We start from the raw sequence: 16,163 nt of genomic DNA on the forward strand, positions 1-16,163 counted from the left end.
CGTCGAGTTCGACGGCGTACCAGCCATGGCCCGCCTCTGCCCAGAAATCCCGGAACGCGCCGGGGTGTTCGACATCGAGGTGCTGAAAGACGAGGACGTTCATCGGCGCTCCTGAGGTTGGAGGTCGGCAGTGCGTGACGCAGCGTCCGCGCATGTCCGGGAAGTGCATATCATCCGGCCATCCGGCGAAAGGACGTCCTGCGACACCTGCCCGAAAAGCGTTATGAGGTTGATTAACATATTGCCATGCACCCTAAGCAAGGCCTCAGGATACGCAAGCGCAGGATCGCCGCCCCCGGCACCGCGTCCGGCGGAGACCGGCTTTCTTTTCGGTTCGACCGGCGCGTGTCCAGGTCTGCGGCGGCGACAGTTGTCAAACGTAGCGCGACCTTCGCGAGCCATCAGGCAGTCTTTCCAAAAAGCGCTGAGCGGCAGCAATAGCCAGGAACCGGGTGAGTGCAGCATAGGATTTTGAACCATGGTCATCTGTTGCGAGTTCCGGTGGCTTTGCCCCCATCCTGGGCAGTGCTGTCGCGAGGCAGGGGCTTTCGGACGAAAGGTGGTGCGGGGTTGGACGCTCGACTGCGAGACCGCCGCTGAACTGCGGACCGCACGCCAGGTCGTGGCGGGTCACATGGACCTTTTTTCCCGGAACGGAAGTGGCCCAGATCGAGCGCATCGCAAACGGCCATTGCAGGTTGCGATGCGAGACCTGTCATTCCGGAAAAGAAGCCGAAGAAGCAGCTGACCGTGGCTGGCAACTGCAGGGAAGCGATCCGGAAGGCAACCCGAACTACAGGATCTATCGGCACGGCCGTGGGCACAGGCAGCGAGTAGCCCAAGCAAACATGCAGAGCGGTCGCTTTCAATGCACCGCATGCGGGGAGGGCTGGGCCACCGCGCAAAGCAACCTCTATGCCATTCGTATGGAGCTTCCGACTGGACTGAAGGTGGTCAAGCTCGGCTTCTCGCGCGACCCGCAGTCGCGGCTGCGTCACCAGCTCCTGCTTCAACCCGGAATCCAGGCAGAGCTTCTGCAGACCGTCCCGCAACCAACTCGCCATACCGCGCTGTGTTGCGAAAAGGCCCTGCACCGGGCGCTGAAGAAGTCTCATCCCGACGCGATCATCCCACACGCGCACTTCCAGGACTGGCGATCAGTCAAGACCGAGGTCTACGGGATCGAGATCGAGCCGCTCATCCTGAAGCGCCTCAACGAAATCCGTTAAGAAGAGCGGCGCCCGTGCACTTGGTTCCGGGACAGCTCTGCCTGACACCGGAAACTCCGCGGTGGCCCAGCCCCTTCTCCCGGAAGCAAAGCCCGCACGCTATAGTGCGCGGAGGGCCCCGGCGTGCGCCGCCACACCCACATCCCGGACAGCGCCAACTCTTCCCGCCGGATTCATCCCAAGACCCATTCCGGATCGCGCGCCTGTGCCGGGCGCCATGCTCCGTACAGTACGGAGACGCCAATGACCCAACCTTCCTCCCAATCTCCCCTTCCCAAGAAAACTGGCGCGAAGCGCCCGCAGTGGTGGGCCTTCGCCCAGGACTGCATCGCGCGATTGCGCGCAACCGAAACCAACATCGTCGACCTTGAACGATGCGCCGCCGCTGGCAACGCTCTGATGGCGTATGACGGCGGCGACAGCCCGAAACCGCCTGCGCGCCGCGCGGCCTCCGGGATGCAGTCGGCCGCCGTGACCATGGGCCGCGTCAGCAGTGCGTCCCATCTACCACCAGAGGAGTGGCACGCCATCGCGGCAGACGGCGGCGATCCCTTCGCCACCGCGGCGAACGGCACCACCCGCGCCGCAATCCCGCTTCCCCTGCGCGACGTGATCCTCGTCGCGCGCCTCGCCGCAACCTTCCAGAATGCGGAGGGCTGGGAGGCGTGCCTCCAACCCGGAGCGTTGACGGTCGTGGTGGGACTCGAACCCACCCTCTCCCTCGGAAAGTTGCTGACTGGCGACATGCTGCCGAATGGCTGGTCGACCCAAAGCCGGGCGCCTAGGTCCGCGCCGCACCCGGTGCTCCAGCTGCCCGACCGGCCGGTCATGGAAAAGGAACTGGAGCGCTTGCTTCACCATCCGGCGCCAATCCTGCTGCCAGTCGGGCGGCAGGAGCACCTGCCAGCTTCCTTCGGCACCGGCGAGACACGCGCGCGCGTTCTGGTCCTGGAAAAGGTGAATGCCGATATTCTCCTCTTTGCCCTGGGCGTCAGCCACAGCGCGACCGGAAGGATCGATGAGGAAAGCGTGCGGGCAATGTTGCCCGACGACGAGAGCCTGGCCAGTTTGGAGGCGGGAAATCTGGCTATGGCGTGCCGCGCGCCTGCAGCTCAAGGGGTTGCCAAACGGATCTCGTTGATGACCAAGGCGGCGCCCCCCGGCGTGGTCGCGCGAGAGCGCTCCGGCCCAGCGATCATCGACGGCGCTACCCCTGCTCACGAGGCTGTCCGAAACATCGTGGCGGATCTCGCGGCATGGCAGGCTGGCGAATTGGACTGGAGCGAAATGTCACGCTCCCTTCTGATCCATGGCGCCCCAGGCACAGGCAAGACCTATCTTGCCCGGCAGTTGGCTGAGGCGGCCGGCATCGCTCTGGTCGAGGGCAGCTTCGCCGACTGGCAGGCCCGAGGATATCTCGGACATATGCTTGCCGCGATGATCAAGTGCTTCGACGAGGCGGCGGTTAAAGCGCCCTGCGTGCTCTTTGTTGATGAAATCGACGCGGTCGGGTCGAGCTTCGGCGGCGATCAGCGTGGGATGAGCTACCGGGTTCAGGTTGTGAACGGCTTCCTTCAGCAGATCGACCGTCTGGTCCGCACACCGGGCGTGATCCTGATCGGGGCCTGCAACCAGATCAGCAGACTCGATCCTGCGATCACGCGCCCTGGCCGCTTTGACCAGACCGTGCGAATGCCACTACCGTTGATCGCGGACATCAGCCGGATCCTAGGCAAAGTGCTGGCGGACAAGCTGTCCGAAAGCGAGATCGACACCCTGGCCCGCGCCGCAGTCGGCAAGACCCCCGCCGAACTTGATGCCGCATTGCGCGCCGCCACGGCCGTCGTCATCCGACCTGCTGCGCCGGCTACCTCAGGATCGATCAGCCCAACCCGGAACTGCTCCGCCGTATCGCCGTCCACGAAGCCGGTCACGCGCTTGCAGCCGAACTGCTGGTGCCGGGATCTGTCGTAAAACTCAGCCTCTCCGATCGCGACGGCCGGACCGAGCGCCGTTCGACGTTCGCCGAATTTACGGTCGAGGAAATCGAGACCGAACTGCTGATCCTCATGAGCGGTCGCGCAGCCGAGAGGCTGCTGCTGGGCGATATCTCTGGCGGCGCTGGTGGAGATAGGGAAAGCGATCTTGCCTTGGCAACCAGCTTGGTCCTGCAAATGGACCGGGAGCTTGGCCTTGGCTGTAACGGCGACGGCTGGCTGGGGCCCTCCGAGATGCAAAGGCTGACCGAGCAGGAGAAGCAGAGGGTCCGTGCAAAACTGGGGCAGGCGGAACGCAAGGCATATGCACTGCTCGGATCGAGAAAGGACACTCTTGTGAATATCTCGAACGACCTGGTGCAGCGGCGCGAAATGAACGCCTCAGCCCTGGCACAGTGGTTTGAGGGAACGCCGTCCGACGTCGTGTCTCATACGCCGGTGGACACGGCATGGCAGACCCGGCTCGCAAGACCTTGGGCACCCGTAGTCTCTTGGCTCAGCGAAGGTCCACGTGATTCCGCAAAATTCTCTTTGGGAAAATCCGTGCCAAACTTGAGTGCCCGAAAGCAACGGAGGCAAGATCGCCCTCTTGCCCCCGTGGAGAGGGAATTCTCCACAATGTCAGGGCGCAATCCACATATTTCCAAGCAGTTTCCAGACATGACATGTCCCGTCAGGCGCTCGTCATCGACTAAACTTTCAGGACGCCTTCACACAGGACAACCGCCAGAAAGGGAGGGAACACATGTCCAGACGCACCCCCTTTTGGCCGTCAAGGAAGCAACCGCGGCGCGGATATTGGATATGCGCACGAACGAGTTCAGGAACCTCGTCCAAATCGGCGCGCTGCCGCAGCCCATCGACCTCGCTGGGCAGGTGCTGCGGTGGCGGGTGTCTGGCCTGGAAGCCATCCTGACTGGCACCGTTCCCGACGAAAGCTTCGAAAGTTGAAGAAGCTGGAGCTTCCCTATCTGGACACCATCACCGTGAAGGGGCGTACCTACCACTACTTCGGGAAAGGCAAGACAAGGGTACGTCTCAAGGCGGCGCCCGGCAGCGACGCCTTCCTGCGGGCATACTGGCATCTGCGTCGTGGGCAATCGTCTGCGGCGTCCCGGACGACTTGGGACCCACTGATCGCCAGCTGCTACCAGAGCTCGAAGTACAAGCGCCTCAGCAAGGGGACCGCAGCCAACTACAGACGGCATTGCGAAGCGATCCGTGAGAAGAATGGAGCAAGGGATGTACGTTCCTTCCGGCGCAAACACGCAATCGAGGCGCGCGATGCCTTGCAGGATACCTGGTCGAAGGCCAACGAGCGCGTGGCCGTCCTCTCGATCCTCATGCGCCACGCCGTTAACCTCGAATGGATCGACCGCAACCCAATCGTGGATGTCGAGAAGCTGACGGGCGGCGAAAATGAGCCATGGCCCGAGGACAAACTTATGAGCCATGGCCCGAGGACAAACTGCTCGCCTTCGAAGCAGTATGCGAAGAGCACAGCGTCGAACCCATCATCTATGATCTGGCGATCGGCACCGGCCAGAGGCTTGGTGACTGCATCTCGATGAAATGGGACGACTTCGATGGCGAGTATATGAAAGTGGTTCAGGAGAAGACCTCAGCCAAGATCCAAGTGTACTGCCCGACGCGCCTTCAGCGTTTCCTGGAAACCGTTCCCCGGAACGGAACCTATATTCTTGCGAAGAACCGCACTCAGCACATGGGAAAACGTCAGGTGCAGAAAAGGGTTGAGGATATTCGGAAAGCGATCGGCGTTTTGTCGGGCCAAGGCCGCCTGGTGCCGCATGGCTGGCGGTACACGGCGGCGACCCAGCTGGCCGACGCGGGTGTCGACATGCGCGACATCCAGGCCGTAACCGGCCACAAGACACTCTCGATGGTTCAGAAATATACCGCCCAGGCGAACCAAAAAGCAGCCTCCCGAAGGGCCCAGACGGCACGGGAACAGAGCAGAAACGAAACAGGAAAGCGCTAACAAACTGCCAAACTCGCCTGATCAATTGGGCGGCGGCATTACCGCAACAGACATTTTCTCTTTGAAATCAAAATGGTGCGGGTGAAGGGACTCGAACCCCCACGCCTTGCGGCGCCAGAACCTAAATCTGGTGCGTCTACCAGTTCCGCCACACCCGCACAGCAGCACCGAAAAGCCCCGATGCAAACCGCCGCCTTTCGATCCGCGCCCTTCTAGCAAAGCCCCCGGAAGCTGGCGAGCGGAAAAACCGCCCGTAAGGGCCGCTTCGACCCGCGGGCTCCGGCCGTAAGGCTGCCCCGAAGGGAAGCCCTGCGGCTCGCCAAAGGCGCTTTCGCCCGAAAGCCAATGGATTCGCCCGCGCGCCTCTTTCTTCTTGGCGAAAATACCCAATTTCTACCGCCCGAAGGGCGAGCACAGGAAAGCGTGCGCCGCAGGCGCTCTGCCGGATCGGCCTACAGATCGAGGGCGCGGAACACCGCGGGCAAGGCGTCGGGCAGATCCTCGGCGATCAGACCCGGACCGACCCGGCGCGCGGCGTCGGCATGAAGCCAGGCGGCCTCAGCTGCGGCCTCGAACGCCGGGCGGCCCCGGGCCAGCAGGCCGGTCACGAGCCCGGCCAGCACGTCGCCCGATCCCGCCGTCGCGAGCCAGGGCGCGGCACGGTCGTAAAGCGCCGCGTGGATCGCGGCCCGGCCATCCGGGGCCGCGATCGCGGTATCGGCGCCCTTCAACAGCACCACCGCCCCCGACCGCGCGGACGCCGCCCGGACCGCCTCGATCCGCGAAAAGGCAGGGCCGCGCGCGGGGCGCGCCGCGAGCCGCTCGGCGAGATCGGGGAAAAGCCGGGCGAACTCGCCGCCATGGGGCGTCAGAACGCAGTGTCCATGCAGGGCCGCGACGGGCTCGACCGTCTTCGCCAACAGGCGAAGCGCATCGGCGTCGAGCACGGCGGGGCGTCCGCTGGCAAGCGCCGCCGCAAGCAGCGCCGCCTCGCGCGGGCCGGTCCCCATCCCCGGGCCGAGGCACAGCGCCGAGAACCGCGGATCGTCCAGCAAGGCTGTCAGATCCTCCGGGCCATCGACCGCACGCAGCATCACCGCCGTCAGATGGCAGGCGCATTCGAGCTGCGCCGCCCCGGGCGCGGCCAGGGTCACAAGCCCGGCCCCCACCCGCAGCGCCCCGCGCGCCGCCAGACGCGCGGCGCCGGTCCGTCCCGGCCCGCCCGCCAGCACCAGCGCGTGGCCGTGGCTGTATTTATGCCCGCCGATGGCCGCCGCCTTGCCGATGACGCGCCCGGGGGCCTCGGCCAGCGCGACCGCGCCGGGACAGGGCCCGGTCTGGTCGAGCCCGATATCGGCGATGGCGATCCGGCCGCAAAACGCGCTTCCTTCAGCGGTGAACTGGCCGATCCGGGCGCGGTGGAACGTCACGGTCAGCGCCGCCGGCAGCACGCCGCCAAGATCGCGCCCGCTATCGGTGCAAAGCCCGCTTGGCATGTCGACCGCCAGCGTCCGGCCGCCCGCCGCGCGGAAGACGTCCAGCGCAGCGGCGGTTTGCCCCGCAATGGCCCCGATCCCCCGGCAGCAACCGCTGCCGAAAAGCGCATCAACCGCCAGATCGGCATCGCCGGAAGACACCAGCCCGGCCACCGTCTCGTCATCCCAGGGCCGCACCCGGCCCATCGAGGCCCAGCTGTCATGGTTGCGGCGCGCGTCTGGCGGCAGCCGGTCGGGGGCTCCGAACAGGAACAGCTCGATCCGCCAGCCACGCTCGGCCAGCAGGCGGGCCACCACGAAGCCGTCGCCGCCGTTGTTGCCGGGTCCGCACAGCACCAGCGCGGCCTTCGGCCCTGCCTCGAGATCGGGCCATTCGGCCAGGGCCGCCGCGACCACGCCCTCGCCCGCGCGCTCCATCAGCGTCGCGCCATCTGCATCGCCACGCGCCATCGCGTCGGCCTCGATGGCGCGCATTTGGGCAGAGGTCAGAAGCTCGGCCATCGAAACCCTCAAAATTCGTTTCCAAAGCGCTCATTTAGCAGGCATGTCGCCCACTTCCCGGGCAGCGCCCCAAGATTCCATGAACGCCCAACTTGCGCGTCAGCCTAGCCAATTGTGCGCCTCGGGGGAAAGTGGTCTGTCGGGCGTCGAACCATACCAAGAGGGAGTCGCGCGCCGTGAAGAAGATCGAGGCGATCATCAAACCCTTCAAGCTCGACGAGGTCAAAGAGGCGCTGCAGGAAGCCGGCGTTCAGGGTCTTTCGGTGATCGAGGTGAAGGGGTTCGGCCGCCAGAAGGGCCATACCGAGCTGTACCGCGGCGCCGAATATGTCGTCGATTTCCTGCCCAAGGTGAAGATCGAGATCGTCCTTCCCGACGATCAGGTCGAGGCCGCCATCGAGGCCATCGTCAACGCCGCCAAGACCGAGAAGATCGGCGACGGCAAGATCTTCGTCTCGCCTGTCGAGCAGGCGATCCGCATCCGCACCGGCGAGACCGGCGAGGACGCCCTTTAAGACACCCGTAACGCATGCGCCGGGTCCGCCCGGCCAGGACGCGACCAAACCTAAGTACAGAGGGGAAGAAGGTCACATGAGCAAAGACACGGTTCTCAAGACCATCAAGGACGAGGACGTCGAATACGTCGACATCCGCTTTACCGATCCGCGCGGCAAGCTGCAGCACGTGACGGTGATGGCCGACCTGGTGGACGAGGATTTCCTGGACGAAGGCTTCATGTTCGACGGCTCGTCGATCGCCGGCTGGAAGTCGATCGAAGCCTCCGACATGAAGCTGATGCCCGACCCGGACAGCGCCTATATCGACCCGTTCTATGCCGAGAAGACGCTTTGCGTGCATTGCTCGGTGGTCGAGCCCGATACCGGCGAAGCCTATGACCGCGATCCGCGCGGCACCGCCGAGAAGGCCGAAGCCTATCTGAAATCCTCGGGCATCGGCGATGTGGCCTATTTCGGGCCCGAAGCTGAATTCTTCATCTTCGACGACGTGCGCTATGCCGTGACCCCGAACAAGGTCGCCTATGCCATCGACGTCGAGCATGCCGCCTGGAACACCGACACCGAATACGAGTCGGGCAACCTCGGCCACCGTCCGACCTACAAGGGCGGCTACTTCCCGGTGAACCCGTCGGACGAAGGCCAGGACATCCGGTCGGAAATGCTGTCCACGATGAAGCGGATCGGCATGAAGGTCGACAAACACCACCACGAGGTGGCGACCTGCCAGCACGAGCTGGGCATGATCTTCGACAGCCTGAAGAAACAGGCCGACAACCTGCAGAAATACAAGTACGTCATCCACAACGTGGCGCTGGCCTACGGCAAGACGGCGACCTTCATGCCGAAGCCGATGGCGGGCGACAACGGCTCGGGCATGCACTGCAACATGTCGATCTGGAAAGACGGCAAGCCGCTGTTTGCCGGCGACAAATATGCCGATCTGAGCCAGGAAGCGCTGTGGTACATCGGCGGCCTGCTGAAGCACGCCAAGACGCTGAACGCCTTCACCAACCCCTCGACCAACTCCTACAAGCGGCTGATCCCGGGCTTCGAAGCCCCGGTGCTGCGCGCCTATTCGGCCCGCAACCGCTCGGGCTGCATCCGTATCCCGTGGACCGAGTCGCCCAAGGCCAAACGCGTCGAGGCCCGCTTCCCCGATCCGGCGGCGAACCCCTATCTTGCCTTCTCGGCCCTGCTGATGGCCGGTCTCGACGGGATCAAGAACAAGATCGATCCGGGCGAGGCGATGGACAAGAACCTCTACGACCTGCCGCCCGAGGAACTGGAAGGCATTCCCACCGTTTGCGCCTCGCTGCGTGAAGCGCTGGAAAGCCTTGCCAAGGACCACGACTTCCTGCTGGCGGGCGACGTCTTCACCAAGAGCCAGATCGAAGGCTACATGGAGCTCAAGTGGGAAGAGGTTTACGCCTTCGAACACACGCCCCACCCGATGGAATACAAGCTGTACTACAGCTGCTGATCGGGTCCTTCGGACCGAGTTTCGGAAAGGGCGCCTTCGGGCGCCCTTTTTGCGTCCCCTCAGGGATCAGGCCGGGCGTGCCGGATCATAGCCGATCGGATGCGCCTCAAGCGCCGCGCGTTGGGCAGGGCTCAGGCTCTCAATCGCCACGACATAGGTGTGGATCGAGAATACCACCGCCCCGGTTCGCGGCAGCCGGACCAGCATCTGGCGCTCGCTTCGAAGATAGGGGGCGGGACCGGCCACCTTGGCACGCGGCGCGGCCTCGGGGCGGGGCTGGAAGAGCGCGGGGTCGATGTAGAAATGTGCATTGGCCCGCCAGAGCGGCCGCCCGGGCGCAAGCCCCGCACACAGCCGTTCGACCCGGGCGGCCAGCATCCCGTCATATTGCGGCACCGGGCCATGCACCGCGCCCAACGGACGGCCGATCTTTTCGGCCAGCAGCCAGCTTGCCGGAAAGCAGAGAATGGCGCCGGTCAGAACCGGTCCCTCGGGGCCCGGCTGCAGCAGACAGAAATCCTCCTGCACCAACCGCCCCAGCCGGACAAGCGGCGGACCCTCAAGCGGCACCCGCACCCCGTCGGGGCGCAGGACCTCCGCGGCGCCGATGACGGTTCCGGGACGCCGGGCCAGATCGGCCAGCACGAGATCGTAAAGCTCCCAGGCGGCGTCTTCGGCCTCGGGGCGCATCGCATGCACCGCATCGCGATGGGTCGCGATCAGCCGGTCGCGCTCGGCCATCTGGGCGGCATGGGCCTCGTCGCGGATCAGCCAGAGATCCGGATCGAGCGGCTGGATGCCCGGCAGGCGCCGCATCGCGAGCTCGGCCCAAGGGGTGTAGGGAAGCGTTGTCTGAAGGATCGGCACAGCTTGGATCATCGGCCGATCAGAGCCCGCGCCGGGTATCGCGGCAAGCCCTGTCCTTGGGACCCTGGCAAAGCCCGGGGGTGAAAATGAAAAGGGCGCGGCCCGCAGGCCACGCCCCTTCCGAAATGCCGTATCTTCGGGCGCTCAGTCGCGGCCGATCAGCCGCCAGACCGCCGGAACCGCCAGCGCGGCCAGCGCCAGTTTCAGCGCATCGCCCAGCAGGAAGGGCGTCAGGCCCCAGGCCAGGATCGGCTGGTCCCAGCCATAAAGCTGGCCGAGCCAGATCAGCCCCGGCACGTAGAGCACCACGTTGCCGACGAGCATCGCCACGGCCATCCGGCCCATCGAGCGGTCCCAGCCGGCGCGGGCGAAGGTGCCAAGCGCCAGGGTGGCCAGCACGTAGCCGACCAGATAGCCGCCGGTCGAGCCCATCATATAGGTCAGCCCCGACAGCTCGGCCGAGGACCCGGCGAAGACGTCGAAGCCCAGCGCGCCGACACCCATGTAGCCGAGGATGGTGATCAGACCCAGCCGCGGCCCGTAGGCGGCGCCCAGCGTCAGCACCGCGAAGGTGGTCATGGTCATCGGCACCGGGATCATCGGCACCTTGATATGGGCCGCCAGCGCCAGGATCGCGATCCCGGCCACGACCAGAGCCGCGTCCCGCGCCACGCGCAGCGCGCCGTTCCGGGGCATGATGTTGTCGACAAGGACCTTTTCGGTCAGGGCATACGCCATTACGGTCACTCCCGTTGCATCCGTTGCGACCCGTATTGCCCGAGCGTCGCTTCCGGCGCAAGACCCGGCGGGACGCGACGACGGCCCCCGGCTAAGATTCGGGCCGGTATTCGCTTTCCATCGCATAATTCTTGCGCGGGCCATGCACCTCCCAGCGGCTCGACCAGCAGGGCCATGCGGCGAAATCGTAGCGGACGCGGTAAAGATCGGGCGCGCAGTCGTGCCGCGCCTCGGGGCGGTCGCCCGGACCCAGCGCATGAAAGAAGCGACCATCTTCGAAGAAGACCTCGATCCCCGCGGCGCCCGCGCGCCAGAGATAGCGCCGGGTCGCGACCGCCGGGGCCTGACCGGGTAGTTCGAGCCGCCCGGTTTCGTCATAGACAAGCCCCGCATCATCGCGCGCGAAGACCGCCCGGCCCGTCAGCCGCAGCACCTGCCCGCTCAGCCGGTCGTCGATCCGGCGCGTCAGCCGCCAGGCTCCCTCGAAATCCCCAAATTCCGGCACCCTGCCCCCGCTTCTTGCCGCGCCTGAGCGCAGGCGGTATCAGACCGCGAACCCACGTCCAAGCGAAGGCTGCGCCCATGATCCCCCGCTATGCCCGCCCCGAGATGACCGCCATCTGGGACCCCGCCACCAAGTTCCGCATCTGGTACGAGATCGAGGCCCATGCCTGCGATGCCCAGGCTGCGCTGGGGGTGATCCCGAAAGAGAATGCCGAAGCCGTCTGGAAGGCCAAGGACGTGGTCTTCGACGTCGACCGGATCGACGAGATCGAGGCCGTCACCAAGCATGACGTCATCGCCTTCCTGACCCATCTGGCCGAACATGTGGGCTCGGACCAGGCGCGCTTCGTGCATCAGGGCATGACCTCGTCGGACGTGCTCGACACCTGCCTCAACGTCCAGCTGATGCGCGCGGCCGACCTGCTGATCGCGGACATGGACAAGCTGCTGGCCGCGCTCAAGCGCCGCGCCTTCGAACACAAGGATACGGTGCGGATCGGGCGGTCCCACGGCATCCATGCCGAGCCCACCACCATGGGCCTGACCTTCGCCCGCTTCTATGCCGAGATGGAGCGCGGCAAGCGCCGCCTGCTGGCCGCCCGCGAGGAAATCGCGACCGGCGCGATCTCGGGCGCGGTCGGCACCTTCGCCAATATCGACCCCTCGGTCGAAGAGCATGTCTGCAAGCAGATGGGCCTTGTCCCCGAGACGATCTCGACCCAGGTCATTCCGCGCGACCGCCACGCCATGTTCTTCGCGACGCTGGGCGTCATCGCCTCGTCGATCGAGAATGTCGCCATCGAGATCCGCCACATGCAGCGGACCGAGGTGCTGGAGGCCGAGGAGTTCTTCTCGAAGGGCCAGAAAGGCAGCTCGGCGATGCCGCACAAGCGCAACCCGGTCCTGACCGAGAACCTGACGGGGCTCGCGCGGCTGGTGCGCATGACCGTGGTCCCCGCGATGGAGAACGTGGCGCTCTGGCATGAACGCGACATCTCGCACAGCTCGGTCGAGCGCGGTATCGCGCCCGATGCGACCGTGACGCTCGATTTCGCGCTGAACCGGCTTGCGGGCGTGATCGACAAGCTAGTGATCTACCCCGAGAACATGCTGGCCAACATGAACAAGTTCAAAGGGCTGGTGATGTCCCAGCGGGTGCTTCTGGCGCTGACCCAGGCCGGTGTCAGTCGCGAGGATGCCTATCGGCTGGTGCAGCGCAACGCGATGAAGGTCTGGGAACAGGGCAAGGACTTCAAGGAAGAGCTTCTGGCCGATGCCGAGGTCACGGCGGCGCTGAGTCCCGCCGAGATCGAGGAGAAATTCGACCTCGGCTATCACACCAAGCATGTCGACACCCTGTTCAAGCGGGTCTTCGGCGAAAGCTGAGCCCGGCCGCGCGGCGCGTTTCCGGGCGGGAACGCGCCTGCTGATATTTCCGTGAACGCCTGGCCAAGCGATTCGGTGCTATCCTCCCTCCACCTTCAGGAGGGAGATGCACCATGACCACCAGGACGATCCTTGCAGCGGCGGCGCTTGCGCTCGTGCCCGCGCTCGCCTCGGCCGAATGCGGCTGGGAAAAGCGCATCAACGCCAATACCTGCGGCGAAGGGCAGACCTTCGACACGGCCACGGGCACCTGCGTGGACCAGAGCACCAGCTGATCCGGCCCTTGTGCGGCGCCCGGCCGACCCGGTGCGCCGCCCTTTTCTGCGAAACCACCGCAGTTCCGACAAATTTCGCTCACGCTGACGGTCTCCGATAACCCCGGCTTAACACCCGGGGATTAACCCTCTTCCCCAAGAAGACGGAGACCCACGTGCAGAGTTTCGGAGCCCCTATCGCCTCTCCCGGCCTGACATCGCGCCAGAAGGCCGCGATCATCGTTCGCCTTGTGCTGAACGAAGGGATCGACCTTCCGCTGCATTCGCTACCCGCGACAGTGCAGACCGATCTCGCCGACGAGATCGCGAAAATGCGCTATATCGACGGCAACACGCTCCAGGTCGTGATCGAGGAATTCCTGATCGAGCTGGAACAGTTCGGCCTCGCCTTCCCCGGCGGAATCGACGAGGCGATGCGTCTGCTCGGCGATCATCTCAGCCCCGAGGCCGCGGCCGCGATCCGCGCCCGCTTCGGCACCGAACGGGGCGGCGACCCCTGGGCGACGCTGGCCGGGCTCGACCCGACCCGGCTGACCGAGATCCTGCTGGCCGAAAGCCCCGAGGTCGCGGCGGTGGCCCTGTCGAAGCTGCCCAGCCAGATCGCCGCGACGATCCTTGGCAAGATGCCCGGGCCCGAGGCCCGGCGCATCGCCTTCGCGATCTCGCGCACCGCCGAGGTGCCCCCAGCCGCGGTGGTGCGAATCGGCCGCGCCCTCGCCGACCGGATCAATTCCGCCCCCGAACCGGCCTTCGATCTCGCGCCGGAAACCCGGATGGGCGCAATCCTCGACGTGGCGCCCGCCGCCACGCGCGACGACGTTCTGGAAGGCCTGCGCGAAACCGATGCGGAACTGGCCGAAAGGGTCCGTCAGGCGGTCTTCACCTTCGCCGACATTCCCGACCGTCTGGACGAACGCGACGTGCCGGCGCTGACCCGGGCGATCGAACAGGCCAAGCTCATCACCGCGATGGCGGGTGCCGACGGCAAGACCGGACCGGCGGTCGAGTTCATCCTCAACAACATGTCCCAGCGGATGGCCGGCCAGATTCGCGACGAAATCAACGATCGCGGCACCCCCGCCGCCGACGAGACCGAGGCCGCCATGGCCGACGTCATCGCCGCGATCCGCGGCATGGAGGCTGCGGGCGAAATCAAGCTCAGGAAGTCCAGCAAGGCCGCCTGATACCCGGCGGACAAGGCCGAACCGATGGGAGGGGCCAGACCGGCGCTGGCGCCCGGCGGCCCCTGCCCCCCTAGCAGGCCGCTGAAAAAGGTCTCAGCCGCGCCCCTGTCGGCTCGCTCGTCAGGCTCTAACGCGCTGGATTTTCATCAGCTCAACGAGAGAGCTCAAAAATGACGCCCCTTGGCATCGAAAAGGCGATGGTCGGAGTTTCTCAGCAGCCTGCCAGGTCCGGCCAGACGGCATCGCGACCGAGGGCGGTCTTCAGGGACCGGCACGGTCATATGCGCGGATCATGGGTCCAAACACCCAAACACGCTCCGCTCTTTCGGCTTGGCCTGCGAGAGCGCGCCAGAAGGGCTGAACGGCCGCAACCGGCCCTGTGGGACGCCCGGAAAGCTGGGATGTGAATGGTCCGATAGGTCCGATCGCTGAGCCCGCCTTTCGAGGCCGCGCCACGGGGACGGTTTCACAGGACCTCGGCCAGATCTCCTTCCGGCGGGGGGCTGGTCGCCAAGATCGGCCCGTCAGCTCGTCGGGTCCATGAGCGCGGCCCCGGGACGTTGCACCCCGGCAACCGATCTGCAGGATCTGGCCCGAACGGAATGCCATGGCGGAGATGGCCGATGAAATTGACCCGACGGGCCTGCCCTCTGGGCACGGCCTAGACGCCGCGCCCCCGCGACCGATCCAACCGAACCTCCCCGGATGGCTTGACCCCGGGAGACCCGGCAATGAACGAGATCGTCTCTCTGGTCCGCCCTGCCACTCCGACCAACCGCGCCGTCTAGTGCGGCCAAGCCGCGGATCGCGGGCGGCGCAGCCTGCCTCGCCGGTCCCACATCCGACTCGACGATCCGCACGGGCGGCCCCTTCGGGCGACGCAGCAACGTTCCAGGACCGGCGGCCGCCGAAGACCCCGAACCGTCCCGCCTCGCGCACAACCTGGCCGAAAGAGCCGGTGCTTGTGGCAGGGGCGCGGGGCGACTATGTCTGCCAGCGCGGCGGGCCGACCTTGACGGGCGGCGGCATCGGGGCCGCATCAGGCATCGCGGCCCCGGCAAGCGGGCAAAGGCACGAAAGGAAACCGGTCCGATGGGCAAGCGGGACAGGCGCGCACGGCGGCTTGGCGACTGGCTGACGGACCGCGTCGCGCGGCTGCTGATCGGCACGGCGCTGGCCCTGCCCTATGAGCGCCGCGTGCCCTTCGGCGGGTGGGTCACGCGGCGGCTGATCGCGCCCGTTGCGGGCTATCGCGCCCGGGCCGAGGCCAATCTGACGCTGGTCTACCCCGGGATGCCCGCCGACGAGCGGCGTCGCATCGCCGATGCCGTGGCCGACAATGCCGGACGCACCCTGATCGAGAACTACTCGACCCGCGCCTTCCTCGCGCGCATGGCGGAGGCCGAGCCGCAGGGGCCGGGACTCGCGGCGCTCGAGGCAGCCCGCGCGGCCGGGCGCCCCGCGATTCTGGTCACCGGCCATTTCGGCAATTACGAAGCGGCCCGGGCGGCGCTGGTCGCGCGCGGCTACGAGATCGGCGGGCTCTACCGGCCGATGGCGAACCCGTTCTTCAACGCCCATTACGTCCGCACGATGGAGGCCTTCGGCGGCCCGGTCTTTCCGCAGGGACGGCGCGGCACTGCGGGGTTCGTGCGGCATCTGCGCAGCGGCGGAATGCTTGTGCTGCTGACCGACCAGCATGCCCGCCGGGGAGCCGAGCTGCACTTCATGGGCCAGCCTGCACTGACGGCCCTGTCCGCCGCCGAACTTGCGCTGCGCTACGGCGCCGATCTGATCCCCTTCTACGCCACGCGCCGCCCCGACGGGCTGAGCTTCGATATCGAGATCGAGGCCCCGGTGCCGCCCTCGACCCCGCGCGAGATGATGCAGGCGTTGAACGACAGCCTCGAGGCGCGCGTCCGCCGCCACCCCGAGCAATGGTTCTGGATTCATCGCCGCTGGAAGGTCCGCTGACCGCGCCCGCCCTGG

At 66.1% G+C, this 16,163-nt stretch carries 15 protein-coding genes and 1 tRNA gene; 11 read left to right on the top strand and 5 right to left on the bottom strand.

Annotated elements, in window-relative coordinates; all coding sequences use genetic code 11:
• Window positions 1–659: 659 nt before the first annotated feature.
• From BYZ73_RS22430 to BYZ73_RS23860, 5 genes are all read left to right on the top strand, one after another.
• Window positions 660–1,229 carry a hypothetical protein gene (locus BYZ73_RS22430; RefSeq protein ID WP_146746314.1) on the top strand — a complete coding sequence of 190 codons (570 nt, stop codon included), beginning with the start codon at window positions 660–662 and terminating at the stop codon, window positions 1,227–1,229.
• Window positions 1,230–1,472: 243 nt separating this feature from the next.
• The gene (locus tag BYZ73_RS15445; RefSeq protein ID WP_112316630.1) at window positions 1,473–3,203 is read left to right on the top strand and encodes an AAA family ATPase; all 1,731 of its coding nucleotides are present in this window, start codon (window positions 1,473–1,475) and stop codon (window positions 3,201–3,203) included.
• The gene (locus BYZ73_RS15450; RefSeq protein WP_170120301.1) at window positions 3,185–4,177 is read left to right on the top strand and encodes a M41 family metallopeptidase; all 993 of its coding nucleotides are present in this window, start codon (window positions 3,185–3,187) and stop codon (window positions 4,175–4,177) included. The genes BYZ73_RS15445 and BYZ73_RS15450 overlap by 19 nt, the downstream gene beginning before the upstream one ends.
• Window positions 4,174–4,797 carry a hypothetical protein gene (locus BYZ73_RS23855; RefSeq protein WP_245943181.1) on the top strand — a complete coding sequence of 208 codons (624 nt, stop codon included), beginning with the start codon at window positions 4,174–4,176 and terminating at the stop codon, window positions 4,795–4,797. Before BYZ73_RS15450 ends, BYZ73_RS23855 begins: the two co-directional genes overlap by 4 nt.
• A complete protein-coding gene (locus BYZ73_RS23860) occupies window positions 4,794–5,225 on the top strand; it encodes a tyrosine-type recombinase/integrase (RefSeq protein WP_245943182.1) in 432 nt (143 codons plus the stop codon). Before BYZ73_RS23855 ends, BYZ73_RS23860 begins: the two co-directional genes overlap by 4 nt.
• Before the next feature lie 73 nt (window positions 5,226–5,298).
• Here BYZ73_RS23860 and BYZ73_RS15460 read toward each other — a convergent pair.
• Window positions 5,299–5,383, bottom strand: a tRNA-Leu gene (locus tag BYZ73_RS15460).
• 294 nt (window positions 5,384–5,677) lie between these two features.
• Complete coding sequence (locus BYZ73_RS15465) at window positions 5,678–7,222, bottom strand: NAD(P)H-hydrate dehydratase (RefSeq protein WP_112316631.1); 1,545 nt, start codon at window positions 7,220–7,222, stop codon at window positions 5,678–5,680.
• 176 nt (window positions 7,223–7,398) lie between these two features.
• On the opposite strand from BYZ73_RS15465, the gene BYZ73_RS15470 reads away from it, so the two are divergent.
• Both BYZ73_RS15470 and glnA read left to right on the top strand, forming a co-directional pair.
• On the top strand, window positions 7,399–7,737 hold the full coding sequence (locus BYZ73_RS15470) for a P-II family nitrogen regulator (RefSeq protein ID WP_075785018.1): 339 nt from the start codon (window positions 7,399–7,401) through the stop codon (window positions 7,735–7,737).
• A 76-nt stretch (window positions 7,738–7,813) separates the two neighbouring features.
• Window positions 7,814–9,220, top strand: coding sequence for a type I glutamate--ammonia ligase (glnA, locus tag BYZ73_RS15475; RefSeq protein WP_108025052.1), 1,407 nt, complete (start codon window positions 7,814–7,816; stop codon window positions 9,218–9,220).
• Between the two features lie 66 nt (window positions 9,221–9,286).
• Here glnA and BYZ73_RS15480 read toward each other — a convergent pair whose 3' ends face one another.
• From BYZ73_RS15480 to BYZ73_RS15490, 3 genes are all read right to left on the bottom strand, one after another.
• A complete protein-coding gene (locus BYZ73_RS15480) occupies window positions 9,287–10,099 on the bottom strand; it encodes a heme-dependent oxidative N-demethylase family protein (RefSeq protein WP_112316632.1) in 813 nt (270 codons plus the stop codon).
• 132 nt (window positions 10,100–10,231) lie between these two features.
• A complete protein-coding gene (locus BYZ73_RS15485) occupies window positions 10,232–10,783 on the bottom strand; it encodes a biotin transporter BioY (protein WP_237399888.1) in 552 nt (183 codons plus the stop codon).
• Between the two features lie 133 nt (window positions 10,784–10,916).
• Window positions 10,917–11,330 carry a DUF6314 family protein gene (locus BYZ73_RS15490; RefSeq protein ID WP_112316633.1) on the bottom strand — a complete coding sequence of 138 codons (414 nt, stop codon included), beginning with the start codon at window positions 11,328–11,330 and terminating at the stop codon, window positions 10,917–10,919.
• Window positions 11,331–11,407: 77 nt separating this feature from the next.
• Between BYZ73_RS15490 and purB the strand changes: the two genes are divergently transcribed.
• The 4 genes from purB (at window position 11,408) to BYZ73_RS15505 (ending at window position 16,148) form a co-directional block, all read left to right on the top strand.
• On the top strand, window positions 11,408–12,715 hold the full coding sequence (gene purB, locus BYZ73_RS15495) for an adenylosuccinate lyase (RefSeq protein WP_112316634.1): 1,308 nt from the start codon (window positions 11,408–11,410) through the stop codon (window positions 12,713–12,715).
• Between the two features lie 113 nt (window positions 12,716–12,828).
• Window positions 12,829–12,990, top strand: coding sequence for a hypothetical protein (locus BYZ73_RS22815; protein WP_165828132.1), 162 nt, complete (start codon window positions 12,829–12,831; stop codon window positions 12,988–12,990).
• A gap of 155 nt (window positions 12,991–13,145) precedes the next feature.
• The gene (locus BYZ73_RS15500) at window positions 13,146–14,174 is read left to right on the top strand and encodes a flagellar motor switch protein FliG (RefSeq protein ID WP_112316635.1); all 1,029 of its coding nucleotides are present in this window, start codon (window positions 13,146–13,148) and stop codon (window positions 14,172–14,174) included.
• A 1,092-nt stretch (window positions 14,175–15,266) separates the two neighbouring features.
• Window positions 15,267–16,148 carry a lysophospholipid acyltransferase family protein gene (locus BYZ73_RS15505; RefSeq protein WP_112316636.1) on the top strand — a complete coding sequence of 294 codons (882 nt, stop codon included), beginning with the start codon at window positions 15,267–15,269 and terminating at the stop codon, window positions 16,146–16,148.
• Window positions 16,149–16,163: the final 15 nt, after the last annotated feature.

Source organism: Rhodovulum viride (assembly GCF_003265965.1).
Taxonomy (GTDB): domain Bacteria; phylum Pseudomonadota; class Alphaproteobacteria; order Rhodobacterales; family Rhodobacteraceae; genus Rhodovulum; species Rhodovulum kholense.